Consider the following 26,226-nt stretch of genomic DNA (forward strand, 5'->3'; position numbering starts at 1 on the left):
ACTGTTGTATGTATTTATTTATCCATTTTCTTTTTGTTTGTAATCAGCAGTGTTACACAGCCAAGAACAGCGGCAAAAAGAAGAAGTCCGTAGACAGCGACAGATGTTGTATCACCGGTAGCCGGTTCCTGTGTGTTGTTTTGTGTCGCAGTATCTGTTGAAGCAGCGGCAGTTTTTGTGGCTGTTGTTGTTTTGGTAGAAGTTGCAGGCTGGACAGCCGCTGTTGTAGCAGGTTGAGCCGGTTTTGTAGCAGGCTGAGTCGTAGCCGCTTCCGTTGTAGCATTTTCAGTCGGCTTCGTAACAGGCTGAGTCGTAGCCGCTTCCGTTGTAGCATTTTCAGCCGGCTTCGTAGCAGGCTGAGTCGTAGCCGCTTCCGTTGTAGCATTTTCAGTCGGCTTCGTAACAGGCTGAGTCGTAGCCGCTTCCGTTGTAGCATTTTCAGCCGGCTTCGTAACAGGCTGAGTCGTAGCCGCTTCTGTCGTAGCGGTTTCGGTTGGCTTTGTAACCGGCTGTGTTGGTTTTGTAGTAACGGTTATATTTGCAGCGCTGCTCATGGTAGAACTGTTGTCATCATATACAACGACATAGTAGCTTCCCGCATCATTGCCTGAAATATTATCAAAGCGGATAGAAGAAGCCGTTGCATTGGTTATGGCAGAACCGTTTTTAAACCACTGATAAGATAATGTTCCGTAGCCGGAAGCCGTAACAGAGAGTTCTCCACTCTCCCCCTCTGTCAGTGAAAGAGAAGCAGGCTGTGCGGAAATCTGAAGTCTAGGCATAACCGTAACGGTTGCGGTGTCGCTTGTGACGCTGCTTACACCGTTAGAAACGACAACGGTATAATCTCCGGCATCACTTTCGGCAAGTGCAGAGAAATTCAGTGTAGATGAAGTTTCACCGGTAAGAGCCGTACCGTCTTTATACCACTGATATTGATTAGAACCGCCCGTTCCCTGTACAGCAACATTTAAAGAATAACTGCTGCCGGTAATTCCCTTAAAGGATTTCGGCTGGGTGAAAAGCTTAATAGGATCCGGTGCACTTGTTTTGCTGACATAAACGGTAACAAGCGGGTGCATAACAATGTCATATCCCGCAGGCGTGGTAATAGTAAAATGATAGTTAATATAATAATATAAGCGGGAACCGCTGTCCACAAGTGTTGTATCCAGTATAATCTGATTGGATGACGCATCAAAAGTGTATCCGTCTGCTTCAACCGGAGCGACAGGTGTGCCGTCAATATTGATAACCGGGTTGTCAATTACACAGGTTTCCTGTGTATATGGCAGAAATTCCTTTACAATTTTAGTGTATGGTCTGGTCGGGAAGGAATCACTTCCTTCTGCCATACGGATAGGCCAGTTGGTTAAATGCGGCAGACGGGACATAAAGCGGTAGTCCATAATATTTGTAGAGCTGATACCCAGTGTTTTTAAGCTGGTCATTTGTCCGAGTGTGTCGGTCATGTCATTGGCAACTGGACAGCCGTAAAGTGTCAGTTCCTTTAAAGTACCGTTGTGTGACAACAGGAAATCAACATTTGAAAAACGGTTATATGCCAGAATTAAGGTTTCAAGCTTTGTAAGCGAATCAAACATTGAAGAATACTCGTCTGTTACATAAGCGTATGACAAATCCAGATATTTCAGATTCGTAAGGCTTGAAATTGTGTCCGCATTAGAATCAGCGTTTTTATCGGTGATTTTAACACCGTCCAGACAAAGTCTTGTGATAGACGGAACTGCTTTTAACGGGCTGATATCATTTACAGATGTGCATTTTTCGAGTTCTACATCATTTAAAGTATCCGTTACCGGAATTTTAGAAATATCTGTCAGGTTGTAGCAGTCACTTAAATCCAGAAAGTGCAGTTTTGTTAATGCCGTAATATCCGGCAGTACCGTAAGTTCGGAATCGGTAATCCGTAAGGTTTTCAGATTCACACAGTACTCAAGACCTGTGTAGTCGGTAATGTGTGTGTCGTCAGAATTTGTTAATTTTAAAGCAGTGAGCGATTCAAGCTGTTCCTTTGTAATATCGGCAGAAGAATCTTCAACGTTTAAAGCGCTGTTTAAAGCGGCTTTCATATTGACATCGGGAATGTCCACGATGTCGGACGAAGCTGCCCAAATCTGCGGAAGCTTTGCAAATTCTGTACAGAACGGAATCACCATAAGACAGGCAAGCAGTACGCACAGAATTTTCTTAAAATTGTGTTTCATAATTTTCCTTTCCTCCTAAAAATAGAAATACAATAAAATTTTACCATAATGCAGTGCAAAAGTATGTGGTTATAAAGGGATAAGATAAAAGGGAATTCTAGGAAAAAAGATAGAAAGAATAGGACGGGGGATACAAATTTCCATAAAGTAAAAAGTGTCCGGCAGGAATACCAGACACCGTTTAACCGTCAATCGGCTGCTCTTTTTCCGACTGTGAATCGGATAGAGAGCAAGCAATTGACGGTTATAGTACCTGATATATTATCAGTCCTTTGGCAGGCTCTGCATATATTCGTGCATGGATTCTGCTACAACCTTGCTGTGGGCAACAGCTTCAACAACAGTACGCGCACCGTTTACAACATCACCGGAAGCAAAGATACCCGGTCTTGAAGTGTGACCGGTTTCATCGGCATCCAAAAGACCCCTGGCTGTGGATTTTAAGCCTTCGGTGGTATTGACAATACGGTTCTGTGGTCCCTGACTGATAGAAATAATCGTGCTGTCGGCTTCGTAAAGCTTTTCAGTGCCTTCAACATCTGTAAAGGTACCATCTTCATTTTCAATAACATCAATAAAGATAACACCGTTATCCTTAATTTCAACCGGACGCTTATTGTATTCAAACTGGACACCCTCTAACTGGGCATAGCTGAATTCATAGTGGCTGGCGGCGACCTCTTTTGTGATAGAAAAGCAGGTTAAATGCTCCACACCCTTGCGGATAGCGGTTCTTGCCACATCCATAGCGGCATTTCCGGCACCGATGACGATGACACGCTTGCCTAAGCGGTAGCTGTCAGGATTGTTTAAGTAATTGATACCGAAGTGGACATTGCCAAAGGTTTCACCTTTAATATGCAGGGTATTCGGCTTCCATACACCCGTACCGACGAAAATTGCCTTATAGCCGTCACGGAATAAATCGTCAATGCCGATAGCACCGCCGATTGTCGTATTCGGGCGGATTTTAATGCCCTTTAATTCAAGATGGCGGTATTCAATATCGTCTAAGACGCTCTTTGGCAGACGAAATTCCGGGATGCCGTAGCGTAATACACCGCCAATCTTGTCCTTTCCTTCAAAAATAGTAACCTGATAGCCGTATCGTGCAAGAATAATCGCAATCGTAATACCGGCAGGACCGGAACCGATAATGGCAACGCGCATGCCGTTGGATTTAGCAGGACCGTTGGTCATCTGGTTGGCATAGGTTGTGGAAATATAATTTTCAATGCTGGAAAAATGAACCGGCGCACCTTTTCTGCCAAGTACGCAGTGACCCTCACACTGATTTTCATGGTTGCAGACAAGACTGCACACGGTTGTCAGCGGATTGTTTTCAAAAAGCATTTTTCCGGCTTCGTTTAATTTGTTTTCTTTTAACAGGCGAATTGCCAGCGGAATGTTGGTGTGAATCGGACACCCCTTCTGACACTGCGGAACCTTACACTGAAGGCATCTGTTTGCTTCGTCCATAATATGTAACGCCATAGTTTAAAATCCTCCCCTTGAGAAAAATCATTACAAAACTATCATAGCACGTTCTTATCATAAAGAAAAGCAGAGTTAATTATTTGACGAACTTTCGGTGGACTGTTATGATGATAAAAGATATATAAACGAGGTAAAAAGTGCGAAAGGCGGAAAAAGCGTGCAGGAAAAAATTTTGCTGGTTGAAGATGACAGGGATATTGTAGATTATTTAAGCAGCTTTTTAAAAAATGAAAATTTTATCGTAGAAGCGGTAGCGGGGCAGCGGGAAGCGATTGAAAAACTTGAAACAAGGGAATATGATTTGCTCTTAATTGATATATCGTTAGCAGACGGCAATGGATATGCAGTCTGTGCGGCGGCAAAGGAAAAATCCACGGCGGCGGTCATTTTCCTTACGGCATCGGGCGATGAATACAGTGTCGTGACGGGACTGGATATGGGCGCAGATGACTATATCAATAAGCCGTTCCGTCCGCGGGAGCTGGTTTCAAGAATCCGCAGTGTGTTAAGACGGACAGGAAAGAGCCAGAAGCTGTTAAAAGAGGGCAGTATCACCGTGGATACGGTTAAGGGAATCGTATACCGTAACGGAGAGGAGCTGGCACTGTCAGCACTCGAATACCGCCTGTTACTGATATTTTTTAACAATAAGGGTGTGGTTTTATCAAGAGGCCGCCTGCTCTCGGAAATCTGGGACGTGGCAGGAGAATTTGTTAATGACAACACGCTGACAGTTTATATTAAGCGGCTGCGGGAAAAGATAGAAGAAGACCCGTCCCATCCGGAGTTAATTAAGACGGTGCGTGGAATGGGGTATCGTCTATGAAAAGAAACGGTGAATGGATTGCAGAAGGTGTTGTGTTTACAGCTTCAATATTGGCGGCATGGATAAGCCGGGCATGGTGGATAGTGCTTCCCACGGGAATTTTATATATGGGAATCCATGCGGAGGGCGAATACAGTCGCAGAAAGAAAATCCGGGAAATTTATGCGCAGATAGACCGCGTTCTGCGGGGAGATTATACAACGGCATTTGAGGAGTATCAGGAGGGTGATTTAAGTATTTTGCAGAATCAGCTTCACAAGCTGGTAATCCGTTTAAACGAACAGGCGGTGCAGCTGGGACAGGACAAACAGTATCTGATGAATGCCATGGCGGATATTTCGCACCAGTTAAAGACACCGCTGACCAGCGTGAATATTATTTTGTCATTTTTAATGGAAGAAAACCTTACATATGAAGAACGCCTGCATTTAAGCGGCAAGTTATCCAATGCACTCTCGCATGTCGAAGAACTCATAACGACACTCTTAAAGCTTTCCAAATTCGATGCGGGTGTCGTGCAGTTTCAAAATGCACCGGTGTCCGTAAAAAAGCTGGCAGATACGGTATTTGAGGGCATGGCGGTACAGCTTGAATTAAAAGAGGTGCTTTTGACATACGATATTGCAGAAAATGTATCCTTTACGGGAGATTTCCAGTGGACAAAAGAAGCGCTGGAAAATATTGTGAAAAACTGCATGGAACACACACCGTCCGGCGGGCAGATTCAGATGGAGGCGCAGGAAAATCCGATTTACACGGAAATCATCGTGCGTGACAACGGAACAGGAATTCAAAAAGAAGATTTACCACACCTGTTTGAGCGGTTTTACCGTGGCAAAGGAACGGAAAATACAGGAGTGGGTATCGGACTTTCACTGGCAGCAGAGATTGTCCGCAGGCAGAACGGAACGATAAAGGTATTTAACGCAAAAAACGGCGGTGCGGAATTTCAAATCTGTTTTTATAAAATGCTGCCTTAAACGAAAAGTGACAGATTTGTCATATAAAAGTCATGGCACAGTCACCGGACTGTCCTACAATTTAGACTGAAATCTAAAATACAGGAGGCAGTCAATGGATATTTTGAAAGTAGAAAATTTAACAAAGATTTACGGAAAAGGAGAAAACAGCTTTAAGGCATTGGATAACGTGTCCTTCAGTGTGAAGCGCGGGCAGTTTGTGGCAATTGTAGGACCGTCCGGCTCGGGAAAGTCTACACTTCTGCATCTGATTGGCGGCGTAGACAGACCGGATGGTGGGCATGTCTATGTGGACAGCAATGATGTCTATGCAAGAAATGATACACAGCTTGCAATTTTCAGGCGCAGGGAGGTCGGGCTGATTTATCAGTTTTACAACCTGATTCCGGTGCTGAATGTCGTGGAAAATATCACACTGCCCGTGTTAATGGACGGCAGAAAGGTCGATGAGGAACGGTTAGAGGAGCTTTTGACTGTGTTGCATTTAAAAGGAAGGGAAAATCATCTGCCGAACCAGTTATCCGGCGGGCAGCAGCAGAGAGTTTCTATCGGGCGTGCACTGATGAATGACCCGGCACTGCTGTTAGCGGATGAACCGACCGGAAATCTTGACTCTGCCAACAGCCATGAAATTATGGAACTGTTAAAGCTGTCAAATAAAAAGTACAATCAGACACTGGTTGTCATTACGCATGATGAAAACATCGCCCTGCAGGCGGACCGTATTATTGAGATTTCCGACGGCAGAATCACAAGAGATGAGGTGATCCGCTAATGGGACAGAATCATATTTTTTTAAAAATGACTTACCGGCAAATGGTAAAAAACAAAGTGCGTACACTGGTAACGATTATCGGCATTATGCTGTCAGCGGCGTTGATTACGGCAATTACGGTCTTTATCGCCAGCCTGCATAAAAGTATGCTGGATTATAAAATCAAAGAATCGGGCAACTGGTACGGCGTGATTGAGCAGGTCGATTTAAAGGAAGGGCTGGAAAAAATCAGGCAGGACAGTGACATTTTATCAGAACGTCTGATGTACAATATCGGCAGTACCATTGAAGAACAGGACGGACATCAGATCAGTGTCAAGGCATTCAGTGATGAAAATGAAATCAGCCTCCCATTGGAGCTTACAGAAGGCAGAATGGCGGAAAATTCAAAAGAAATTGTAGTTGCAAGTGATTTGATTACAAGCGGTATTCTTGCGGACTGCAAGGTGGGCGATACGGTTGAACTGGCACTTGCGGACACACAGGGATATACGGTAGTCGGTCTGTATGAGGACGCAGGTTTTAATATTGGCAGCGGAAGCGGCTATGTAGTGTATACAAAATACGATGAAAATACAAAGAATGTTGAAAGTGCCGATGTTTACATTCGGGTGAAAAATCCGAAGAATACGTTTGCGGTTTTAAAACGGTACAGCGATGCATCCTATGAAACCGGCTACAATCTCGGACTGTTAAGACTGAGCGGAATATCCGTGTATTCTTCCTATTACTCTTTTATTACGACGATAGCGGTGATTGTGATTGTACTGGTTGTCGGAGCTTCGGTGCTTTTAATTTACAATTCCTTTGTCATTTCGTTAAATGAACGGACAAAGCAGTTCGGACTGCTCTCCTCCGTGGGGGCGACCAAAGCACAGCTTCGTAAATGTGTGCTTTCCGAGGCATTTTTAGTCAGCATTGCAGGAATCCCGCTGGGAATATTAGTGGGTGTTGCGGGAATCGGCATTACCCTTTTCGGTGTGCGTGCCAGTATGAAAAGCATTGCGGCAAGCATGGTATCCCTCGGTGAAATGAAATTGTATCCGGCACCTGCGGCAATTGCGGCGGCGGCAGTCGTATCTTTATTTACGGTGCTGATTTCAACGTTTATCCCGATGATACGGATTTCGAGAATGTCTGCGATTGAGGCAATCCGCCAGAACGGCGATATTCAGTTAAGCCGCAGAAAGATCAGATGTTCTAAAATATTCAGGAAGCTGTTCGGCGTGGAAGGCGTAATCAGCCGCAAGAACTTTAAAAGAAGCGGCAAAAGATACCGCACCACGATTTTTTCACTGTTTGTCAGTATTGTGATGTTTGTATCGGCAAGCGCATTTGGCAAATACCTTGTGCTTATGGTCGAGGAAAATTATAAGCTTGGGGAATACGATGTTTATTACCGCTCCGGTTCGTTAGAAGACATTGAAAAAGAAGAACCGGTTATTGAAAAATTAAAACAGGTACAGGGCGTAAAAGAAAGTTCAACCACATTGTCTGCGGGGCTGTTCTGGTATAAAGCGGACGAAAACAGCGCGTATCTCACAGAAGAATATAAAACCGAGCAGAAGAAAAGTGAAAATGCTTCGGTTTCCTATAACGACGGAAAAACACTGATGTTTGTCTACGGCATCGCAGACGATTTGTATGAACGATATTTACAGCAGAACGGATTATCAAAGGATACGTATATGAACACGGAAAATCCGGTTTATCTGCTCTACACCAACCGCCGTGTGACGGATACCAAGAGCGGAAAACGAAAGGATTATCCGGTTTTTGCAAATCAGGCATTTACATTAAAGGCATGTTTTTATCCGGAAACGGAAGATGAAAATGAGCAGGAAGAAAAACAGGCAGCAGATATTGATTTTAATATCGGAAGAACGGTGGATAAGCTGCCGTATGCGGTGCAGACCGATCTGCGCTACCAAAATGATATTGTGCTGTGTTCACGCACCATGGCGGAAAAGCTTACACAAAAAATGCAGTATCGGCAGGGCGGACTGATAACTTATTTTAAGACGACAGACCATATGGCGGTGTATGAACAGATGCAGAAAATTCTCAAAGATAATGGTCAGTATTTCCGCTATAGTCTGGTCGATGAGGCAATGGAATACGAATCCTACAGAAGTATTATTTATGTGGTAAAAGTATTCTCATACGGATTTTTAGTATTGATGTCGCTGATAGCCATGGCAAATGTATTCAACACCATTTCTACCAATATGATGCTGCGGCGCAGGGAATTTGCCATGTTAAAATCCATCGGCATGACGGAGCAGGGGTTTGGCAAAATGCTGTATTTTGAGTGTCTGATGTACGGCTCTAAAGCCCTGTTATATGGGATTCCGGTGTCTGTGCTTATATCCGTCTGGATTGCCAAAACGATTAACAACGTACAGGTGCTGGTATTGGATATTCCGTGGAAGGCAATTTTAATTTCAGTACTAAGCGTCTATTTCATTGTATTTGTAACTATGATATACTCTAAGAAAAAGCTTCAGAAATTAAATCTGATCGGGTGTATTAAAGAGGAAAATATTTAATGGAATGGAAAAAACTGCGCAGAAAAATTCAGGTTCCGGCGTATATCCAGTTTTTTATCAGTATTGTATTCTGGATTGCGGCGGGGCTTGGGCTGTATGGAACACTGCCGCTTGCGGTTTATGTTTTTATGGGAATGTTACTGGTGTGTAATATCAGTATTATTTTATCGACATTTTTACTGGATAAGTTTTATATTGTAAATTTACAGGAAAATTTTAAAAATCTGGAACATCTTAATTTAAAACTGCGCGCACAGCGGCATGAATACTTAAATGAAATGCAGGTCGTTTACGGATTGCTTGAACTGGAAGAATATGAAGAAGCGTACCGGTATCTGCATCCGCTCTATGAGGACATTGCGCGGATCGGAAAAGCACTGCGGACGAAAAAACCGGCGGTCAATGCCCTGCTTCAGGCAAAAATGGAGTATGCGCAGAAGCAGCAGATTACATTTTTTGTGGAAGTGTCGTCAGATCTGGCGGCACTTTCCATGGAACAGTGGGAAGTGTGCCGGATTCTCGGTAATTTAATCGACAATGCCTTTACGGCGGTGTCTGGCATGGACGGAGAGAAAAAGGTACATCTGTGTATTCAGGAAAATGAAAAACAGTATTTGTTTATTGTATACAATAATGGTCCGGTTATACCGGAAAATAAGCGGGAACTGATTTTTAAGAAGGGGTATTCAAGCAAAAAGGAAGAAGGCCACGGACTGGGGCTGTGGATGGTGCGGAAGCTTGCAGGGCAGTATCGTGGCACGATTACCGTTACTTCTGTACCGGGAAAAACAGAATTTGACGTGACACTTCCAAAATAAAAATGACAGTTGCATATCAAAAAGTGACAGTTGCGGATAAAAGATGCGGTATTGCGTGATTATGTCTTTCCTTTCGGTGCTTTTTGTATATACTGTAAACAGAAAGAAAAAAAGAAGCGAAAAGGAAAGGAGAAGGGCAATGGACGGTTTTATGATTTTGGGAATTGTACTGCTGGCGGCGGGCTTTCTTTTTGTGGGAATTGAAACTCTTATACCGGGCTTTGGCGCGCCGGGAATTTTAGGAGGGTGTTGTCTGGTCGCCGGTGTGTTTTTAATCGCAGACAGCGTGCAGGAAGCGGTTATTATCGTAGCAGTCGTTTTATTGCTGCTTGCAGTTTTGATATTTACGCTGGTTACACTGCTTGCAAAGGGCAGGTTAAAGACACCGATTATTCTGAATGATAGAATGAATAAAGAAGAAGGTTACATAAGTTCGACGGATTTACAGTATCTTGTAGGAAAAAAAGGAGTTGTAACCACGGATTTACATCCGGCAGGGAAAGTACGGATAGAAGATGTAGAGTTTGATGTGATTTCCGACGGTGCGTTTTTAGAAAAAGGCACACTGGTGGAGATTTACAAAATCAGCAATTCATCACTTGTCGTCAGAAAGGCAAGACAGGAGTAGAGATTAATTCAAATGGGCAGCCATTTTGTATTAATAAATGAAAATATGCATACACAGAAAGGGGTTAAAGGTTATGGTAGGACCGATTATTGTTGCAGCAGTAGTAGTATTTATTTTGATTATGTTTTTCTCGTTTGTTCCGGTGGGACTGTGGATTTCATCGATGGCATCCGGAGTGCGGGTTGGCATTTTCACACTGATTGGTATGCGTTTAAGACGTGTTGTTCCGGCAAGAATTATTCTTCCGCTGATTAAGGCAACCAAAGCCGGTATCGCATTACAGGTCAACCAGTTAGAAGCACATTACCTTGCAGGCGGTAACGTAGACGGCGTTGTTGATGCGCTGATTGCTGCAGAACGTGCAGGCATTGATTTACCGTTTGAAAAGGCGGCGGCAATCGACCTTGCGGGACGAAATGTCTTAGAAGCCGTAAAGATGAGCGTTAATCCGAAAGTGATTGAAACACCGAATATTTCAGCCGTGGCAAAGGATGGTATTGAACTGCTTGTAAAAGCCAGAGTCACCGTAAGAACAAATCTGGAACGTCTGGTTGGCGGTGCCGGTGAAGCAACGATTATCGCACGTATCGGTGAAGGTATTGTTACAACGGTAGGTTCGGCAGCAGAACACAAGAGAGTGCTTGAAAATCCGGACGATATTTCAAAGCTGGTATTATCAAAGGGATTGGATGCGGGAACAGCATTTGAAATTCTTTCCATCGACATTGCGGATGTCGACATCGGACGAAACATTGGTGCACATTTACAGAGTCTTCAGGCAGAGGCCGACAAAAATATCGCACAGGCAAAAGCAGAGGAACGCCGTGCAATGGCAGTTGCAAAGGAACAGGAAATGCGCGCTTACGTTGTAGAAGCCGAAGCAGAAGTACCAAAGGCACTGGCTTATGCACTGCGTGAGGGCAAGTTAGGCATTATGGATTACTATGATATGCAGAATATTAAGGCAGATACAAAAATGCGTGAAAACATTGCAAGGGAAGATGTGAACGCAAAGAACATTTTAGAGGGTGATGCACATGAACCAAAAGATGTCTTATAGCAGCCAGCAGCAGTTAAAAAAGACGATTGCAGCAAGACTGAAAGCAGCAGGCAGTGAACTTGGCGGGCAGTTAGGCGCACAGGTTGTCAGACAGCTTGGCGGACAGCCGGGGAACCGGCAGTCTGCTGCTCCACCGCTGCCATCCACACAGCAGCAGGCACAGCCGCGGCAGGAAGTTCATACCATGCCGGACGGCATGTCCTGTGCACAGGATATGCACCGTGCAGGTAAAACAGGATTTGAGGGAATATCTGGCGGCATGGATACAGAAGTATTAAGACAGGCAGTTGTATTATCCGAGATTCTTGCAGAACCGGTATGTAAAAGAAGACACAGAAGAAACAGACACACGATTTGAAAGGGAAAATGACATGGCAATCAAGGTAATGCTTGTAGACGATGAGGCTCATATCCGCTTGATTTTGCGCAGGGTCATAGAACGGAATCCGGCATTTTGTGTTGTCAGCGAATGTGACAGCATGACAGATGCCCTGCTGGCTTTTCACGAAACGCAGCCTGAGGTTGTGTTTATGGATATTGAGATTAAGGGCAGCAGCGGAATAGACTGTGCAAAGGTAATTGCACAGTCTGCGCCGGATACGAAAATCATTTTTGCAACGGCATATTCGGAGTATATGTCCAATGCGTTTGAACTGTATGCGTTTGACTATCTGGTAAAGCCATTTGATATGGAACGGATTCAGCATACACTGGAGCGGATACAGCGTAGTTATGAAAGTCAGTATCAGGGCGTCAGTAAAAATGATATGGACGCCGTAAACAATATAAATGATAGCAACGGTAATAATAACGGCGGCAGTGTAAAAGACAACATAGGTGACACGGACAGTATCAATATCTGTCAGAATCAGAATCCGTCAGAAGTACCGTCCGGGTCCAAAAAGGCAGATATACCGTCCGAAAAAGCGCGGGAGAAGCTTCACGAGAAAGATAAAATCCTGATTAAGGGCAAAGAAAGCGTGCGTTTTTTTGATAAAGACGACATTATTTTTGTAGAGCGTGAGAACAATGCCACGATTCTTTATACGGCAGATGCAGAACCGTTTACGACCAGCATGGCAATCAGCGAGCTGGAAGAAAAGCTTTCGGACACAGGTTTCCTTAGAAGCCACAAGTCGTATCTGATTAATGTTTCAAAAATTAAATCCATTGAGCCGTATGGCAGGTGGACGTATGTTGTCAAATTCAAAGGAACACAAAAAGATGCGCTGATTACAAAAGAACATTTTGAGGAGATTAAACAGATTTACGGATAGTACGGGGCAGTACACATTTTCCGTAAATCTGTTTTGCGTTATAAATCCATAGATGTTGCAGGAAGTTGTGGCGTTTAGGGTTGGTTTCTTTTCCGCTTTATGATACAATAGCCTTGTTTAGTCAGCAAAGGAATGAAAAAGATGAAAAAATGTTTAATCGCCGGCGGCGGTGCAGCCGGCATGATGGCTGCCATTACGGCGGCAAGAAATGGAAATCAGGTTATTTTATTTGAAAAAAACGAAAAGCTTGGAAAGAAGCTGTTTATTACAGGAAAGGGCCGTTGTAATTTTACGAATGCAGGCGATTCCGAGGATATTTTTAACAGTGTCGTCACCAATCGCAAGTTTTTATACAGCGCGTTCAACGGCTTTTCCAATTATGATACAATGGGCTTTTTTGATGAACTGGGGCTGGCGTTTAAAATTGAACGCGGCAACCGCGTATTCCCGGAATCAGACCATTCCTCAGATGTCATCGGCGCATTACAGCGTGAGATGAAAAAGCTGTCGGTAGAGGTTCATTTAAATACTGAGGTTGTGCAGGTGTGCCACAAGGACGGCAGATTTACAGGGCTGAGGGTGAAAGATACAGTGACAGGCAGTAAGCGCATGGTACAGGGCAATGCGCTGATTATAGCGACCGGCGGTAATTCTTATCAGTCTACAGGCTCTACCGGGGACGGCTACCGTTTTGCAAAAGAACTGGGACACGAAGTGACACCGATTCTTCCGGCACTGGTGCCGTTTATTGTAAAAGAAGAATGGGAGCGCGAGTTGCAGGGGCTCAGCCTTAAAAATGTGGCGGTGACGATTTCAGATCCGGATACCGGCAAAAAGATTTACTCAGATTTTGGGGAAATGCTTTTTACGCACTTTGGCGTGAGCGGTCCGACAGTGCTTAGTGCCAGCAGTTATGCGGCAAAGGTTATCCGCCAGAAAAATCTTTTACTTACGATAGATTTAAAACCGGCACTTGATGAAGCACAGCTAGACGAGCGTGTGCTGCGGGATTTTGAAGAAGCAAAGAATAAAAGCTTTAAAAATTCACTGGATAAGCTATTGCCAAAGAAGCTGATTCCTGTGGTTGTGGAATTAAGTAAAATCCCACCGGACAAGAAAATCCACGAGGTCACAAAGCAGGAACGCCAGCGGCTGGTTACGCTGTTAAAGAATTTCAAGTTGACCCTTACGGGACTGCGCGGCTTTCAGGAAGCCATTATCACGCAGGGCGGTGTGAGTGTCAAAGAAGTCAATCCGGCAACGATGGAATCAAAGCTGGTATCCGGTGTGTATTTTGCGGGTGAAGTCTTAGACGTGGATGCCGTAACCGGCGGTTTTAATTTGCAGATTGCGTGGTCAACAGCCTATGCGGCGGCGGCACATTTATCGTAAAAGTTTTGATAAATGGCAGTAAGACGAAAAATTTATAAATATTTTAAATATAAAATATAAAATATAAAATATTACAATAAATGTAATGGAATGGAGAAAAAATGGCAGTATCAATAGCGATTGACGGACCTGCTGGTGCAGGAAAAAGTACGATTGCCAAGCTTTTGGCGGCAAAGATGAATTATATTTATGTGGATACAGGCGCAATGTACCGTGCAATGGCGGTATATTTTACGCAGAATCACGTCAACCCGGACGATGAGCGTGAAATCAATGCGGCAGTGTCCAATGTGGACATTACGATTGAATATATGGACGGCGTACAGCAGGTGATTTTAAACGGTGACAATGTCACAGGACTGTTACGCACAGAAGAAACAGGAAAAATGGCTTCAAAGACATCAAAGTATGCGGCAGTGCGCAGTAAGCTGGTGGATTTACAGCGAAAGCTGGCAAAGACAACCGATGTCATTATGGACGGCAGGGACATTGGAACGACCGTGCTTCCGGATGCTTTTGTAAAAATTTATCTGACAGCGAGTACACAGGCACGTGCAAAAAGAAGATTTGACGAGCTTACACAGAAAGGTGAGCAGTGTAATCTGGAAGAAATTGCGGCAGATATCGAAAGCCGTGACTATGCTGACATGCACCGTGAAATTTCCCCGTTAAAGCAGGCAGAAGATGCAATACTGGTGGATACATCCGATATGAATATCGAAGAAGTCGTTGCAAAGCTTACACAGATTATTGAGGAGAAAAAGGCATCATGAAAGAAGTGATTCTTGCAAAATCGGCAGGATTTTGTTTTGGTGTAAAGCGTGCGGTGGATACCGTATATGAACAGACAGGCAAAAAAAACGTCTATACATTTGGACCGATTATTCATAATGAAGAAGTTGTTAAAGATTTAGAAAAAAAAGGCGTCTTTGTTATTAATACAATGGAGGAATTAGACGATATTACAGAAGGAACGGTGATTATCCGTTCACACGGAGTATCCAGTGCGGTTTATGAAGCATTGCAGAAGAAAGGCGTGGAAATTGTAGATGCCACCTGTCCGTTTGTATTAAAAATTCACAATATTGTGAAGCAGGAAAGTGCAAATGGCAAGCAGATTGTTATTATCGGCAATGAAAAACACCCCGAAGTCGAAGGAATTATGGGGTGGTCCAAAACACAAGTACATGTGGTTGATACCGCAGAAAAGGCACAAAATCTGCAATTAGACCCACAGCGGGAAGTGTGTATCGTATCCCAGACGACATTTAATTACAATAAATTTAAAGAATTAGTTGAAATTATATCCGAAAAGGGGTACAATATTATTATTCGTAATACAATTTGTAATGCAACTGAGGAACGTCAGACAGAAGCACGGGAGATAGCGAAGCGTGTTGATGCAATGATAGTAGTCGGAGGCAGCAGCAGTTCCAATACGCGAAAACTGTATGAAATCTGTAAGAACGAGTGTAAAGATACATATTACATTCAGACGCTTAATGACCTTGACATGACAAGTTTGGGCAAGGCAGACTGCATAGGTATTACAGCAGGGGCATCGACCCCAAACAATATTATTCAGGAGGTTTACACTAATGTCAGAACAGAGCTTTGAAGAGATGTTAGATGAAACATTTAAGACAATACATACAGGAGAGGTAGTTGACGGTACTGTTATCGACGTTAAGGAAGACCAGATCATCCTTAACATCGGCTATAAGGCAGATGGTATTATTACACGTAATGAATACTCATCTACACCGGGCATTGACTTAACAACAGTTGTATCTGTTGGTGATACAATGCAGGCTAAGGTCCTTAAAGTAAACGACGGCGAAGGTCAGGTATTATTAACATACAGAAGACTTGTAGCTGATAACGGTAATAAGAAGCTTGAAGAAGCTTTCGAAAACCAGACAGTATTAACAGCAACAGTAAGTCAGGTTATGAATGGCGGTCTTGGTGTTGTCATTGACGAAGCAAGAGTATTTATTCCGGCAAGTCTTGTTTCAGACACATATGTAAAGGATTTATCTGTATACAAGGATAAGGAAGTTTCTTTCGTAATCACAGAGTACAATCCAAAGAGAAGAAGAATCATCGGTGACTGCAAGCAGTTAATCGTTGCACAGAAGGAAGCAGCACAGAAGGAATTATTAGAAAAGATTCACGAAGGTGATACAATCGAAGGAACAGTTAAGAATGTAACAGACTTCGGTGCATTTATCGACCTCGGCGGTGTTGACGGACTTCTTCATATTTCAGAAATGTCATGGGGCAGAACAGAAAATCCTAAGAAAGTATACAAGGTTGGCGATTCTGTAAAGTGCTTCATTAAGGAAATCAACGGCAATAAGATTGCTTTAAGTGTGAAGTATCCGGATTCTAATCCTTGGAACGATGCAGCTACAAAGTATGCTGTAGGTAACGTTGTTAAGGGTAAAGTTGCAAGAATGACAGATTTTGGTGCATTCGTACAGCTTGAAGAAGGTGTTGACGCATTACTTCATGTTTCACAGATTGCGAAGGAACATATTGAAAAGCCTTCAGATGTTCTTTCAATCGGTCAGGAAATCGAAGCAAAGGTTGTTGACATGAACGAAGCTGAAAAGAAGATCAGTCTCAGCATGAAGGCTCTTGCATCAGATAACGCTCAGGAAGAATCAACAGAAGAATAATTTAGAACGGTCATCAGACAGTCTATATTCATAGAAGCTGCCGCTGCCACATTTCATATGTGGCGGCGGTAGCTTTTTTACGTGGCTTGTTTGTCAGTTTTTTGCCGGAAACAAGGACAATTATTGTTTTCTGACAGTTGCACACCTGAAAGTGACAGTTGCGGGGCAAAGATGCGGTATTGCGTGATTATGTCTTCTTTTTTGCTGATTTTGGTATATACTGTAAACAGAACAAAGGAAAGAAGCAAAGAAGCAAAAATCAATGTGAGGAGGTGGCAGATGAATAGTCCGAAGTAAGAATATATTAAATACTGTTTAATACTTAGGTTGGGAGTGCATTAATATGAAAAAGAAAAAAGAAGCTATTTTAGAATCAAAATGTATTTTAGAACAGACGGAAAGTTCAATGGTAAATTATGGTGGTGCTTATTCTAATTTTGCACTGGCAGAGAAGAGCGGTAGTTTTTTAGATAAAAAGAAACGACATGTTTTTATTTTTAAAATCAATAATTCTATAAAAGAATTTGATGTGAATGAAATGATTTATAATAAATATGATGAACAAAGTTTTGGCATATTAGAATATAGTGGTAAGAATTTTATAGATTTTTCGGAAATTAAAAAATAGTACAGAGGAATGCTTTTATGTACACAGTGTTAAAGTTTAAAAGGAAGGACAACGAGGTGATTTGTTGAAATTTATTCTTGACAAGAGGTCATTTAATAGGAGGTGACAGATATGTCTGATTATGAAAGCTGGCTGGTAAAAAGAGAAGAAAAAGCGGAACGAAAGAACGCAGTATTCTGGCTGATTTTTAGTATCATAATCATTGGTATTGCAATGTGGTGCTTTGTTGATACAATCCGGGAGTATCAGTTTTCCGAAAAACTCCTGCGGGAAGGAACGTGTATTACGGCAGAGTACTATGAAGGACATAATGCATATCAGTATTTTGAAGCAGGAAAAAGCAGGTTTGCTGTTTGTAAGAAAAGTATCATCTACAAAGACCAGGGTGATACCGTGAAAATGTATTATACAGGGGACGACTTTTCACAGGCAGTTCCATTGCTGGCAGACTGGGTATGGATAACGGGATTTGGCATTGAAATTGCAGTTATGGGAGCTGGTCTTATCGGTGTGATACGGCAGGGAAAGCGGATACACAGAAATAATCTGCGGAAACAAAGTAATCGTGTGAAAAAGTGAAAGTGCATTTTAGGCAGATATAGGAAGTATGAGGGTAAAGTAAAGATGGTCAATAAAATGGAATGAATAAGAGCAGGAGAACAGCTTATGGACAGGTCAGCCGCAGGGGTGCGGCAGAAATGGAGGGTATTATGTTTGGAGAATTAAATGGCGGCGACAGCATGATGGAAACACTCGGTTTACAGTTTAAAGACAAGATTTATGACGATATGAAAACAGATGAACACACAGATGAACGCATGGAAGCACTGCGGGAGCAGGAACTGCGTACAAAGCCTAAAAGAAAAGGGCTGTTTTCTATATTCAGAAGAAATAAGAAGTAGTCAGAAAATCTAAGTTTAAACTTTAACACTTTGAAACTCAACAATGCAGATACCACAAAAGAAATGGTTGTGCCAAAGGGCGCAGAAGGTTGGGGCAGATTAAATCTGTTTGAAGCCTCAAACGGCTACGGTGCATTTGCGACAGATGTTACAGTGGATATGGACGCGGACAATGGATTTGATTTACTCAAAAGCACATCACTGACCTCGCAGTTTGATGAAATTGTGGTCAATGCACCACAGGATTTTGATGGAAGCATTGTATACACGGACAATGGTGAAGACTGCTGATACTGCAAATATCTGGACATGTCTGCTGCTGATGGCATCGTCTGCAGTAACGGCAGCAGGCATTGGCGCAAAGCGTCTGAACAAAAATAAGAACAAGCAGTAACAGGATAATAAAACAGTATACAGGCAGGGAATGTCACACGTATTTTTGCAGGCGGACATAGATCCTGCCTTTTCGTGTTTCATTTCCACAGCCCTTGTAGATGAACTTGCCTGTGCCGCGGATAACAAGAATATCGTCCGGTTTTAACGCATAACTGTTGTTTTCCATACATTTTCCGTTGACAAAGATTTTCTGGGTGCGGAAAAGCTCTACCGATTTACTGCGGGAAAGCTTGGTGATTGAAGCAGTGACGGCATCAATGCGGGCAGAAGCACAGATGAGTTCAAGGTCTTCTAAAACCGGTGCAAAGTCATCGGTATCCGGTGCGGCAGGTTCACATTTTACATTGGTGTGTTTGATTTTGATAAGGTTTTCCATAATAAATGTGCTGATGTGGGACAGGCAGAACAGATACCCTACATTGTCACGAATCAGAATGTCGCCGATGAGGCTGCGTTCAATGCCCAGATTTAAAATAGCCCCTAAAAAATCGCGGTGGGTAAGGTCATCGGCAAATTTGCGGAGCAGGGGCGAGATTTTGATACAGTCAATCGGATACGGTTCGTCAAATCCAAAGTCGTCCGGGCTTCCGAAACGTACAATCTGCCGCTCACAGGAAACACTGCCACCAAAGGCTTCCGAGTGGATAAAGGATAGTTCGGGCAGTGTCCGGTAATACGTGTCCAGCTCAGACATGCTTAAAAAATTAGTATAGGTATAGATATTCTGACGGTAAGCCTTATTGGCGGTATCAATGAGTCTGCGTTTTAAAAGAATTTCTTCGTCCATATTGTTTCTCCTGTTCGTATTTATTTTAGTTTTATTTCAGGATTTTTAAGGCATTTTATAAAATCAGACCCCGGCTGCGCATAAGACTGCATGATTCAGATATGGCGGCGCCGGTGCGTGCCAAAAGTATAACATATTTTGTAAAGAATTTTTTAAAAAGTTTCAAATAATTTCAAAATAAGGAAGATTTTCATGGTGAAATGTGGTAAAATATATGCAATACATATGCAAGATAGACATGCTGCACTGGATGATTGGCAGAAGTCACAAGATTTGCAGGAAAGAGGGCAACATGATTAAAGATTATGAAGACTTTAAAAAATTTATTTTGCAAAGCACAACGATTGATTTAAATGCCTATAAGGAACGTCAGATGAAGCGCCGTATTGATACGCTGATTAGTAGAAATAAGTATGACGGCTACGACAGTTACAGTCAGGCCATTAAAAAAGACAAAAAGCTGATGGAAGAATTCATCAATTATATTACGATTAATGTATCTGAATTTTACCGCAATCCGGCGCTTTGGAAGACGCTGGAAGATGTAATATTACCCGACTTAATCAGCAAGTTCGGGGAAAATTTAAAAATATGGAGTGCGGCATGCTCCACAGGGGATGAGCCGTATTCCCTTGCAATGGTCATGGCAAAGAAAGTGCCGATGAACAAGATCCATATTTACGCAACCGATATTGATGAGCAGGTACTTGCAAAGGCAAAGGACGGCGTATACGGTGCGAACAGCCTGAACGGACTGCCGGATGAATATAAAAAGAAATACTTTGAGAAAATGGGCGACCGTTATTACAAGATTTCGGATGACATCAAGCGGTGTGTAGAATTTAAAAAGGCGGATTTGTTAAAGGATAAGTATCCGACCGGCTGCCATCTGATTGTATGCAGAAATGTTATGATTTATTTTACAGAAGAAGCAAAACTGGATATTTATAAGAACTTCAATCGTGCATTAGTTAATGACGGCTGTCTGTTTGTAGGTAACACAGAACAGATTATCAATCACAAGGATTTGGGATACACCTTTGATAAACTGTTCTTCTACCGGAAGGTACAGGGCATCTAAACGTTAAATGTGTACAAGCTGTAGGTATTTGTTTTCTGATGAGAGCAAATATCACAAAATCAATATAAACAATAAATCAGCCGGGCGGGATTTTCGTCCGGCTGATTTCATAGATTTATTGTAACAAATGCCATAAATAGGCAGTCAGAAAGTGATACAGTGCGACAGGGGTGTTTAGGGTGTGCGGCTCAACCCATGTATAGCAGGTGTTTTTAGTTGCGGCGGTGCGTCTGGATTTGTCCACGTAGGCGGCAACGCTTTTATGTATGGCGCAGTTCTGCTCCGGCAGATAGTAATAATTCTTATAATCTTTGTAAAATAACTTGACACGGTCATTGACAACCGGAACGCACAGGCGCAGTTTATCCGGGAAAATCTTGCAGTATCCGTCCGGCTGTTTACAGTCGAGTGCCTTTGGAAAAGGAAAAACCGGCGCGGTTTCTAAAATCAGTTCGGTAATTTCATTCCCTTCATAATCAGAGGCGTAGTTGAACTCCATTGAAATATTTTCAAAAACTTTTTTAAAACTATCTACAGAATCCTTTTTTAAGGCGGTATCGTAAAGCTGTCCGTAGGCGAGGACGGCACAGATTTCATGCAGTCCGGCAAGGTCGTCGCTGTTGTGTAAAAGTAACAGCCGTTCAGAATCGGTATCTTTAGAGAGTACGTAGGATTTGTACAGGGCAATCAGCTTTTTGCCGTCTAATTTATCCGTGCGTGGAAAATTCAAAAAACTTTCAATGGTTTTCTGCTTATAATTGGTCAGATGAAGCAGGCTGTCATAAGATTTTATCATTTTAAAAATGTCAATGCTGTCACAGTCTGTAAGCTTTGCAGCAAGCTGTGCATCACATTCTAAAAGAGCCGCGCGTTCCTGTAAGAACGGGATATCAAAGCGTGTGCCGTTAAAATGCACCAGACAGCTTGTGGCGGAAAGTGTTCCTAAAAATTGTTCCATCAGTTCTTTTTCATCGGACGGTGAATCTGCAAAATACTGTGTCAGAATCAGGGAATCATCCTGTAAAACCAGAGTGCCAATCAGCCAGCACATTGAATTGTCTGCGGACAGTCCGGTTGTTTCAATATCAAAAAATATAAAATCTCCTGCGGCGTGCGCGGTATGAAAACAGGCACATAAAAGCGCCGCAGTCTGTGACGGTGCGGCAGTAGCAGGGATTGTAGATGTAAGCACTTTCATTGTAAACCTCATTTCCGGAGTCTGCTGTATAAAACCGGTAAAAAGCAGGTTTTTTGCACAAACTCCTGTTTTTGTGAAAAACTGTTAAAAAAATATCAGATACTGTTAAAAATATGTCATGAAATGTTAAAAATGTATCAGCTTTTGTTTATTATATATTAATATATACACAAAAAAAAGTAGATTTTTTGTCGATTTTGCGATAAAATACAATGTAAGATTAAATTTATAAGGAGATTTATGTCATGGGAAAGTGTACATTTAAAGGTGGAGTACACCCTTATGATGGTAAGGAATTTTCTAAGGATAAACCTGTAAAAGAATTATTCCCTGCACAGGGTGAGATGGTATTCCCACTTTCACAGCACATCGGTGCACCTGCAGTTCCTGTCGTAGCAAAAGGCGACTATGTACTTGCAGGACAGTTGATTGCAGAAGCGGGTGGATTTGTTTCGGCAAATATTCATTCGTCCGTTTCAGGTACTGTAAAAGCAATCGAACCAAGAACACTTGCAACAGGCGGCAAGTGCAATGCAATCATCATTGAAAATGATGGTGAGTACAAAGAAGTAGAATATACACCGGCAAAGCTTGAAGACCTTTCAAGAGATGAAATCCGCGAAAGAATCAAGGCGGCAGGTGTTGTAGGTATGGGCGGTGCAGGCTTCCCGACAAATGTCAAGCTGACACCGAAGAATCCTGAGAACATCGATTACATCATTGTAAACGGTGCAGAATGTGAACCGTATCTTACTTCCGATTACCGCAGACTGTTAGAAGAATCTGATAAGGTTGTTATGGGCTTAAAGGTTGCCTTAAAGCTGTTCGACCATGCAAAGGGTATTATCGGTATTGAAGATAATAAGCCGGAAGCTATCAGAATTATGAAGGAAAAGACTGCGAATGAGCCGGATATTGAAGTCAAGGAATTAAAGACAAAGTATCCGCAGGGTGGTGAGCGCTGTCTGATTTATGCAACAACAGGCAGAAGCATTAACTCCTCTATGTTACCGGCAGATGCGGGTTGTATCGTACATAATGTCGATACGATTTACTCTATCTATATGGCAGTTATCGAAGGAAAGCCGCTGACAAAGCGAATTGTAACCGTAACTGGTGACGGCGTAAAAGAACCGGGTAACTTCTATGTATGGCTCGGAACCAATTACAGACAGCTTTTAGAAGCGGCAGGCGGTCCTGTCGGCGAACCGGAAAAGTACATTTCAGGCGGTCCGATGATGGGCTTTGCGATGTACAGCTTAGACGTGCCGGTTGTAAAGGGCAGTTCTTCCCTTTTAGTATTCAAGGAAGATGTTGTTTCAAAGCTTGAAACATCGGCATGTATCCGCTGCGGACGCTGCGGTGACGGATGTCCAAGCCATCTGCTTCCTGCCAAGCTTGCGGGATTTGCAAGCAGAAATGACGAAGCAGGCTTCTTGAAGTTTGACGGTATGGAATGTGTGGAATGTGGCAGCTGTTCATATGTCTGTCCGGCCAAACGTCCATTAACACAGCAGATTAAGTCCATGAGAAGAACCATCATGGCAAACAGAAGAAAGAAGTAGAAAGGTGGACAAAACAGGTGAGCGATTTATTTAATGTATCGACAAATCCTCATGTACGAAGCAAGGATACGACACAGACAATCATGCGTGACGTTCTGATTGCACTGACACCTGCAAGTATATTTGGAATTTATAATTTTGGACTGGGCGCACTGCTTCGTATTGTCATCGGCATTGCAGTCTGTGTGGCAGCAGAAGGAGCATACCAGTATTTTATGCACAAAAAAGTAACTATCAGCGATTTAAGTGCTGCGGTTACAGGTCTTTTAATTGCGTTAAATGTACCACCGACATTAAACATTGGTTATGAAATTGTCGGATGTCTTTTCGCGATTATTATTGTAAAACAGTTATTTGGCGGTCTGGGTCAGAACTTCATGAACCCGGCGCTTGCAGCAAGATGTTTCCTTTTAATTGCTTATACAGGTCCTATGACAAAGTTCGTTTATGACGGTGTTGCAGGCGCTACACCACTGGCAGTCTTAAAGCCGGGCGGAGAAGCAGAAGGCGCAGTGAAGCTGCTTGATATGTTTATCGGTAGAACAGGCGGTGTAATCGGTGAAACATCCGTATTATTCTTGTTAATCGGTGCGGTTTATCTGTTAGTGCGCAAGGTTATTTCTATCAGAATACCGGCAGCCTACATTTTAACCTTTGCCGTTTTAATTTTCCTGTTTGCTCCGGGACATCAGTTTGATGTGCTGTATACAGCAGAACAGATTTGCGGCGGTGGTTTAATCCTCGGTGCATTCTTTATGGCAACCGACTATGTAACATCACCGATTACACCAAACGGAAAGCTTGTATTTGGTGTGATTTTAGGACTTTTAACATTCATCTTCAGAATGTTCGGCGGTTCAGCAGAAGGTGTTTCTTATGCAATTATCTTCTCGAACCTGTTAGTACCGTTAATTGAAAAGGTAACGGTTCCAAAGTCATTTGGTAAGAAAAAACCGGAAAAGGAGGCAGCCTGATTATGAATAAAATTGTAAAAGATGCGTTAATTCTGTTTGCAATTACGCTGGTAGCAGGAGTGCTTCTCGGTTTTGTCTATGACATTACCAAAGACCCGATTGCGGCACAGAATGAAAAGGCAAAGCAGGAAGCTTATAAAGAAGTTATGGCAGATGCCGACAGCTTTGAAGCATTAAGCGGCGATGCTTATTCAGAAGCCAATATTACAGCAACATTTGCAGCTGCCTTACAGGCAGATGCTGAAAATTACACAGCAGATGAAATCACAGAGGTTGTTGCAGGTGTCAAGGACGGTAAGGTTATCGGTCTTGTTGTAACAGTTGTAGCAGGTGACGGCTACGGCGGAGATATTAAGTTTTCTGTCGGCGTCGGTGCGGACGGTACATACCTCGGAACATCAATTCTGTCGATTTCAGAAACAGCCGGTCTTGGTATGCGTGTAAAGACAAGCCCGGATTTCCTCGCGCAGTTTAAGAGTGCCAATACAGACAAGTTCGTACTTGTAAAGGATGGTTCCGGTGCTGCCGCAGGAGATGAAAAGATTGATGCAATCAGTGGTTCTACTGTAACATCAAAGGCAGTTTTACGTGGTGTCAACTCCGCTTTAATTGCTTACAAAGAAATTTATGCAGCAAAAGCTGTAACAGTAGGAGGTGTTTCAGTTGAATAAATGCGTTGAAAGACTTTATAATGGTTTGATTAAAGAAAATCCGACATTTGTTTTAACACTGGGTATGTGTCCGACACTTGCCGTTACAACATCGGCAATTAACGGTATCGGTATGGGACTTTCCTCTACTGTCGTACTGGTAATGTCAAACCTTATGATTTCATTACTTAGAAAAGTAATTCCGGACGGTGTCAGAATGCCGGCATTTATCGTTATCGTTGCTTCATTTGTAACAATGGTACAGTTCTTAATGCAGGGCTATCTGCCATCCCTTTATGATTCACTGGGAATTTATATTCCTTTGATTGTTGTAAACTGTATTATTTTAGGACGTGCGGAAGCTTACGCTTCTAAAAATCCGGTTCTGCCGTCTGCATTTGACGGACTCGGCATGGGACTTGGTTTTACCTGTGCGATTACAATTCTTGGTGCTGTCAGAGAGCTGATTGGTGCCGGAACCATTTTAAGCACAGGCAGCTCAGCACTTGTTACAATTCCTGAAAGCGTGTATACACCGGCAAGTATCTTTATCCTTGCACCGGGTGCCTTCTTCGTACTGGCAATGTGTATTGCGATTATGAACAAGATTAAGGCAAAGCACGGCATGGAACCGGCACAGGTACCGGATTACTGCTCAAAAGACGGCAGCTGTGATTCCTGCGCCAACACAATGTGCGGCGGCAAGGCATTTGCAGAAGAAAAGAAGCAGGCATAAGGGAGGAAAGAAAATATGAATTTATTAATTATTGCGATTGGTGCTGCACTGGTTAATAACGTTGTATTAAGCCAGTTCCTCGGTCTGTGTCCTTTCCTTGGTGTATCAAAAAAGATTAACACAGCCGCAGGCATGGGTGGTGCCGTTATCGGTGTTATCACAATTTCATCAGCAATCTGCAGCTTGATTTACGATTTTATCTTAGTACCGCTCGATTTAACATATCTGAATACAATCGTGTTCATTCTTGTTATCGCAGCACTTGTTCAGTTTGTAGAAATGTTCTTAAAGAAGACTTCTCCGGCGCTTTATGAAGCACTTGGTGTATACCTTCCTTTAATTACAACAAACTGTGCCGTACTGGGTATTGCTTTAACAAATGTACAGAACGGTTACAATTTCATTGAATCTGTTGTAGCTGGTTTCGGTACAGCAGTAGGTTTTACGATTGCAATTGTCATCATGGCAGGTATTCGTGAAAGAATTGAATTTAATGATGTTCCAGAGAGTTTTCAGGGTATGCCGATTGTATTATTAACAGCAGGCCTGATGTCTATTGCATTCTTTGGATTCGCAGGAATCTTATAGGAGGAAAAGA

General features: G+C 42.8%; 27 protein-coding genes. 23 read left to right on the forward strand and 4 right to left on the reverse strand.

The window, feature by feature from the left end; genetic code table 11:
• Positions 1–14: 14 nt before the first annotated feature.
• A complete protein-coding gene (locus tag WMO37_RS03375; RefSeq protein ID WP_349154301.1) occupies positions 15–2,228 on the reverse strand; it encodes an immunoglobulin domain-containing protein in 2,214 nt (737 codons plus the stop codon).
• Positions 2,229–2,492: 264 nt separating this feature from the next.
• Complete coding sequence (locus tag WMO37_RS03380) at positions 2,493–3,722, reverse strand: NAD(P)-dependent oxidoreductase (RefSeq protein WP_022432304.1); 1,230 nt, start codon at positions 3,720–3,722, stop codon at positions 2,493–2,495.
• Between the two features lie 160 nt (positions 3,723–3,882).
• On the opposite strand from WMO37_RS03380, the gene WMO37_RS03385 reads away from it, so the two are divergent.
• The 17 genes from WMO37_RS03385 to WMO37_RS03465 all read left to right on the forward strand — a co-directional run bounded on the left by WMO37_RS03385 (position 3,883) and on the right by WMO37_RS03465 (position 18,532).
• Positions 3,883–4,551 (forward strand): response regulator transcription factor, encoded by a 669-nt coding sequence (locus WMO37_RS03385; RefSeq protein WP_227089295.1) that lies wholly within the window; start codon positions 3,883–3,885, stop codon positions 4,549–4,551.
• Positions 4,548–5,531, forward strand: a complete 984-nt coding sequence (locus tag WMO37_RS03390; RefSeq protein ID WP_349154302.1) for a sensor histidine kinase — start codon at positions 4,548–4,550, stop codon at positions 5,529–5,531. The genes WMO37_RS03385 and WMO37_RS03390 overlap by 4 nt, the downstream gene beginning before the upstream one ends.
• A gap of 94 nt (positions 5,532–5,625) precedes the next feature.
• The gene (locus tag WMO37_RS03395) at positions 5,626–6,306 is read left to right on the forward strand and encodes an ABC transporter ATP-binding protein (RefSeq protein ID WP_022432301.1); all 681 of its coding nucleotides are present in this window, start codon (positions 5,626–5,628) and stop codon (positions 6,304–6,306) included.
• Positions 6,306–8,855 (forward strand): ABC transporter permease, encoded by a 2,550-nt coding sequence (locus WMO37_RS03400; protein WP_349154303.1) that lies wholly within the window; start codon positions 6,306–6,308, stop codon positions 8,853–8,855. The genes WMO37_RS03395 and WMO37_RS03400 overlap by 1 nt, the downstream gene beginning before the upstream one ends.
• On the forward strand, positions 8,855–9,673 hold the full coding sequence (locus tag WMO37_RS03405) for a sensor histidine kinase (RefSeq protein WP_022432299.1): 819 nt from the start codon (positions 8,855–8,857) through the stop codon (positions 9,671–9,673). The genes WMO37_RS03400 and WMO37_RS03405 overlap by 1 nt, the downstream gene beginning before the upstream one ends.
• A gap of 139 nt (positions 9,674–9,812) precedes the next feature.
• Entirely contained in the window at positions 9,813–10,301 is a 489-nt protein-coding gene (locus WMO37_RS03410) for an NfeD family protein (protein ID WP_022432298.1), read from the forward strand.
• A 73-nt stretch (positions 10,302–10,374) separates the two neighbouring features.
• Entirely contained in the window at positions 10,375–11,361 is a 987-nt protein-coding gene (floA, locus tag WMO37_RS03415) for a flotillin-like protein FloA (protein WP_022432297.1), read from the forward strand.
• The gene (locus WMO37_RS03420) at positions 11,339–11,719 is read left to right on the forward strand and encodes a hypothetical protein (RefSeq protein ID WP_227089299.1); all 381 of its coding nucleotides are present in this window, start codon (positions 11,339–11,341) and stop codon (positions 11,717–11,719) included. The genes floA and WMO37_RS03420 overlap by 23 nt, the downstream gene beginning before the upstream one ends.
• Positions 11,720–11,732: 13 nt before the next feature.
• Positions 11,733–12,638 (forward strand): LytR/AlgR family response regulator transcription factor, encoded by a 906-nt coding sequence (locus WMO37_RS03425; RefSeq protein WP_227089300.1) that lies wholly within the window; start codon positions 11,733–11,735, stop codon positions 12,636–12,638.
• A 141-nt stretch (positions 12,639–12,779) separates the two neighbouring features.
• The gene (locus tag WMO37_RS03430) at positions 12,780–14,030 is read left to right on the forward strand and encodes a BaiN/RdsA family NAD(P)/FAD-dependent oxidoreductase (RefSeq protein WP_227089301.1); all 1,251 of its coding nucleotides are present in this window, start codon (positions 12,780–12,782) and stop codon (positions 14,028–14,030) included.
• Between the two features lie 101 nt (positions 14,031–14,131).
• Positions 14,132–14,803 (forward strand): (d)CMP kinase, encoded by a 672-nt coding sequence (gene cmk, locus WMO37_RS03435; protein ID WP_022432293.1) that lies wholly within the window; start codon positions 14,132–14,134, stop codon positions 14,801–14,803.
• Entirely contained in the window at positions 14,800–15,648 is an 849-nt protein-coding gene (gene ispH / locus WMO37_RS03440; protein ID WP_227089302.1) for a 4-hydroxy-3-methylbut-2-enyl diphosphate reductase, read from the forward strand. Before cmk ends, ispH begins: the two co-directional genes overlap by 4 nt.
• The gene (gene rpsA / locus WMO37_RS03445) at positions 15,629–16,711 is read left to right on the forward strand and encodes a 30S ribosomal protein S1 (protein ID WP_022432291.1); all 1,083 of its coding nucleotides are present in this window, start codon (positions 15,629–15,631) and stop codon (positions 16,709–16,711) included. The genes ispH and rpsA overlap by 20 nt, the downstream gene beginning before the upstream one ends.
• 343 nt (positions 16,712–17,054) lie before the next feature.
• A complete protein-coding gene (locus WMO37_RS03450; RefSeq protein WP_349154304.1) occupies positions 17,055–17,339 on the forward strand; it encodes a hypothetical protein in 285 nt (94 codons plus the stop codon).
• 111 nt (positions 17,340–17,450) lie between these two features.
• Positions 17,451–17,918, forward strand: coding sequence for a hypothetical protein (locus WMO37_RS03455; protein ID WP_349154305.1), 468 nt, complete (start codon positions 17,451–17,453; stop codon positions 17,916–17,918).
• Between the two features lie 131 nt (positions 17,919–18,049).
• The gene (locus tag WMO37_RS03460; protein WP_227089304.1) at positions 18,050–18,241 is read left to right on the forward strand and encodes a hypothetical protein; all 192 of its coding nucleotides are present in this window, start codon (positions 18,050–18,052) and stop codon (positions 18,239–18,241) included.
• Positions 18,242–18,271: 30 nt separating this feature from the next.
• Complete coding sequence (locus tag WMO37_RS03465) at positions 18,272–18,532, forward strand: hypothetical protein (RefSeq protein ID WP_349154306.1); 261 nt, start codon at positions 18,272–18,274, stop codon at positions 18,530–18,532.
• A 136-nt stretch (positions 18,533–18,668) separates the two neighbouring features.
• Here the strand turns inward: WMO37_RS03465 and WMO37_RS03470 are convergent, their stop codons facing one another.
• The gene (locus WMO37_RS03470) at positions 18,669–19,424 is read right to left on the reverse strand and encodes a YlmH/Sll1252 family protein (protein ID WP_349154307.1); all 756 of its coding nucleotides are present in this window, start codon (positions 19,422–19,424) and stop codon (positions 18,669–18,671) included.
• 292 nt (positions 19,425–19,716) lie between these two features.
• Between WMO37_RS03470 and WMO37_RS03475 the strand changes: the two genes are divergently transcribed.
• A complete protein-coding gene (locus WMO37_RS03475; protein WP_022432286.1) occupies positions 19,717–20,505 on the forward strand; it encodes a CheR family methyltransferase in 789 nt (262 codons plus the stop codon).
• A gap of 115 nt (positions 20,506–20,620) precedes the next feature.
• Here WMO37_RS03475 and WMO37_RS03480 read toward each other — a convergent pair whose 3' ends face one another.
• Complete coding sequence (locus tag WMO37_RS03480) at positions 20,621–21,703, reverse strand: ribonuclease H-like domain-containing protein (RefSeq protein WP_349154308.1); 1,083 nt, start codon at positions 21,701–21,703, stop codon at positions 20,621–20,623.
• Positions 21,704–21,948: 245 nt separating this feature from the next.
• On the opposite strand from WMO37_RS03480, the gene rsxC reads away from it, so the two are divergent.
• Genes rsxC through rsxA form a run of 5 tightly spaced genes read left to right on the forward strand, consistent with a single transcriptional unit; the run spans position 21,949 to position 26,216 of the window.
• Positions 21,949–23,268, forward strand: a complete 1,320-nt coding sequence (rsxC, locus tag WMO37_RS03485; protein ID WP_022432284.1) for an electron transport complex subunit RsxC — start codon at positions 21,949–21,951, stop codon at positions 23,266–23,268.
• Between the two features lie 17 nt (positions 23,269–23,285).
• Positions 23,286–24,242, forward strand: coding sequence for an RnfABCDGE type electron transport complex subunit D (locus WMO37_RS03490; RefSeq protein ID WP_349154309.1), 957 nt, complete (start codon positions 23,286–23,288; stop codon positions 24,240–24,242).
• A gap of 2 nt (positions 24,243–24,244) precedes the next feature.
• Positions 24,245–24,913: an RnfABCDGE type electron transport complex subunit G gene (locus WMO37_RS03495; protein ID WP_022432282.1), complete on the forward strand. Its 669-nt coding sequence runs from the start codon at positions 24,245–24,247 to the stop codon at positions 24,911–24,913.
• Positions 24,906–25,628, forward strand: a complete 723-nt coding sequence (rsxE, locus tag WMO37_RS03500) for an electron transport complex subunit RsxE (RefSeq protein WP_349154310.1) — start codon at positions 24,906–24,908, stop codon at positions 25,626–25,628. The genes WMO37_RS03495 and rsxE overlap by 8 nt, the downstream gene beginning before the upstream one ends.
• A gap of 15 nt (positions 25,629–25,643) precedes the next feature.
• The gene (gene rsxA / locus WMO37_RS03505; RefSeq protein ID WP_022432280.1) at positions 25,644–26,216 is read left to right on the forward strand and encodes an electron transport complex subunit RsxA; all 573 of its coding nucleotides are present in this window, start codon (positions 25,644–25,646) and stop codon (positions 26,214–26,216) included.
• Positions 26,217–26,226 lie beyond the last annotated feature (10 nt).

It is taken from the genome of Lachnospira intestinalis (assembly GCF_040095895.1).
Lineage (GTDB): Bacteria > Bacillota > Clostridia > Lachnospirales > Lachnospiraceae > Lachnospira > Lachnospira intestinalis.

Coding starts and splice junctions, on each gene's coding strand:
- WMO37_RS03375 (WP_349154301.1), bottom strand. CDS start 2,228: ATGAAACACAATTTTAAGAAAATTCTGTGCGTACTGCTTGCCTGTCTT.
- WMO37_RS03380 (WP_022432304.1), bottom strand. CDS start 3,722: ATGGCGTTACATATTATGGACGAAGCAAACAGATGCCTTCAGTGTAAG.
- WMO37_RS03390 (WP_349154302.1), top strand. CDS start 4,548: ATGAAAAGAAACGGTGAATGGATTGCAGAAGGTGTTGTGTTTACAGCT.
- WMO37_RS03395 (WP_022432301.1), top strand. CDS start 5,626: ATGGATATTTTGAAAGTAGAAAATTTAACAAAGATTTACGGAAAAGGA.
- WMO37_RS03400 (WP_349154303.1), top strand. CDS start 6,306: ATGGGACAGAATCATATTTTTTTAAAAATGACTTACCGGCAAATGGTA.
- WMO37_RS03405 (WP_022432299.1), top strand. CDS start 8,855: ATGGAATGGAAAAAACTGCGCAGAAAAATTCAGGTTCCGGCGTATATC.
- WMO37_RS03410 (WP_022432298.1), top strand. CDS start 9,813: ATGGACGGTTTTATGATTTTGGGAATTGTACTGCTGGCGGCGGGCTTT.
- floA (WP_022432297.1), top strand. CDS start 10,375: ATGGTAGGACCGATTATTGTTGCAGCAGTAGTAGTATTTATTTTGATT.
- WMO37_RS03420 (WP_227089299.1), top strand. CDS start 11,339: ATGAACCAAAAGATGTCTTATAGCAGCCAGCAGCAGTTAAAAAAGACG.
- WMO37_RS03425 (WP_227089300.1), top strand. CDS start 11,733: ATGGCAATCAAGGTAATGCTTGTAGACGATGAGGCTCATATCCGCTTG.
- WMO37_RS03430 (WP_227089301.1), top strand. CDS start 12,780: ATGAAAAAATGTTTAATCGCCGGCGGCGGTGCAGCCGGCATGATGGCT.
- cmk (WP_022432293.1), top strand. CDS start 14,132: ATGGCAGTATCAATAGCGATTGACGGACCTGCTGGTGCAGGAAAAAGT.
- ispH (WP_227089302.1), top strand. CDS start 14,800: ATGAAAGAAGTGATTCTTGCAAAATCGGCAGGATTTTGTTTTGGTGTA.
- rpsA (WP_022432291.1), top strand. CDS start 15,629: ATGTCAGAACAGAGCTTTGAAGAGATGTTAGATGAAACATTTAAGACA.
- WMO37_RS03450 (WP_349154304.1), top strand. CDS start 17,055: ATGAAAAAGAAAAAAGAAGCTATTTTAGAATCAAAATGTATTTTAGAA.
- WMO37_RS03455 (WP_349154305.1), top strand. CDS start 17,451: ATGTCTGATTATGAAAGCTGGCTGGTAAAAAGAGAAGAAAAAGCGGAA.
- WMO37_RS03460 (WP_227089304.1), top strand. CDS start 18,050: ATGTTTGGAGAATTAAATGGCGGCGACAGCATGATGGAAACACTCGGT.
- WMO37_RS03470 (WP_349154307.1), bottom strand. CDS start 19,424: ATGGACGAAGAAATTCTTTTAAAACGCAGACTCATTGATACCGCCAAT.
- WMO37_RS03475 (WP_022432286.1), top strand. CDS start 19,717: ATGATTAAAGATTATGAAGACTTTAAAAAATTTATTTTGCAAAGCACA.
- WMO37_RS03480 (WP_349154308.1), bottom strand. CDS start 21,703: ATGAAAGTGCTTACATCTACAATCCCTGCTACTGCCGCACCGTCACAG.
- rsxC (WP_022432284.1), top strand. CDS start 21,949: ATGGGAAAGTGTACATTTAAAGGTGGAGTACACCCTTATGATGGTAAG.
- WMO37_RS03495 (WP_022432282.1), top strand. CDS start 24,245: ATGAATAAAATTGTAAAAGATGCGTTAATTCTGTTTGCAATTACGCTG.
- rsxA (WP_022432280.1), top strand. CDS start 25,644: ATGAATTTATTAATTATTGCGATTGGTGCTGCACTGGTTAATAACGTT.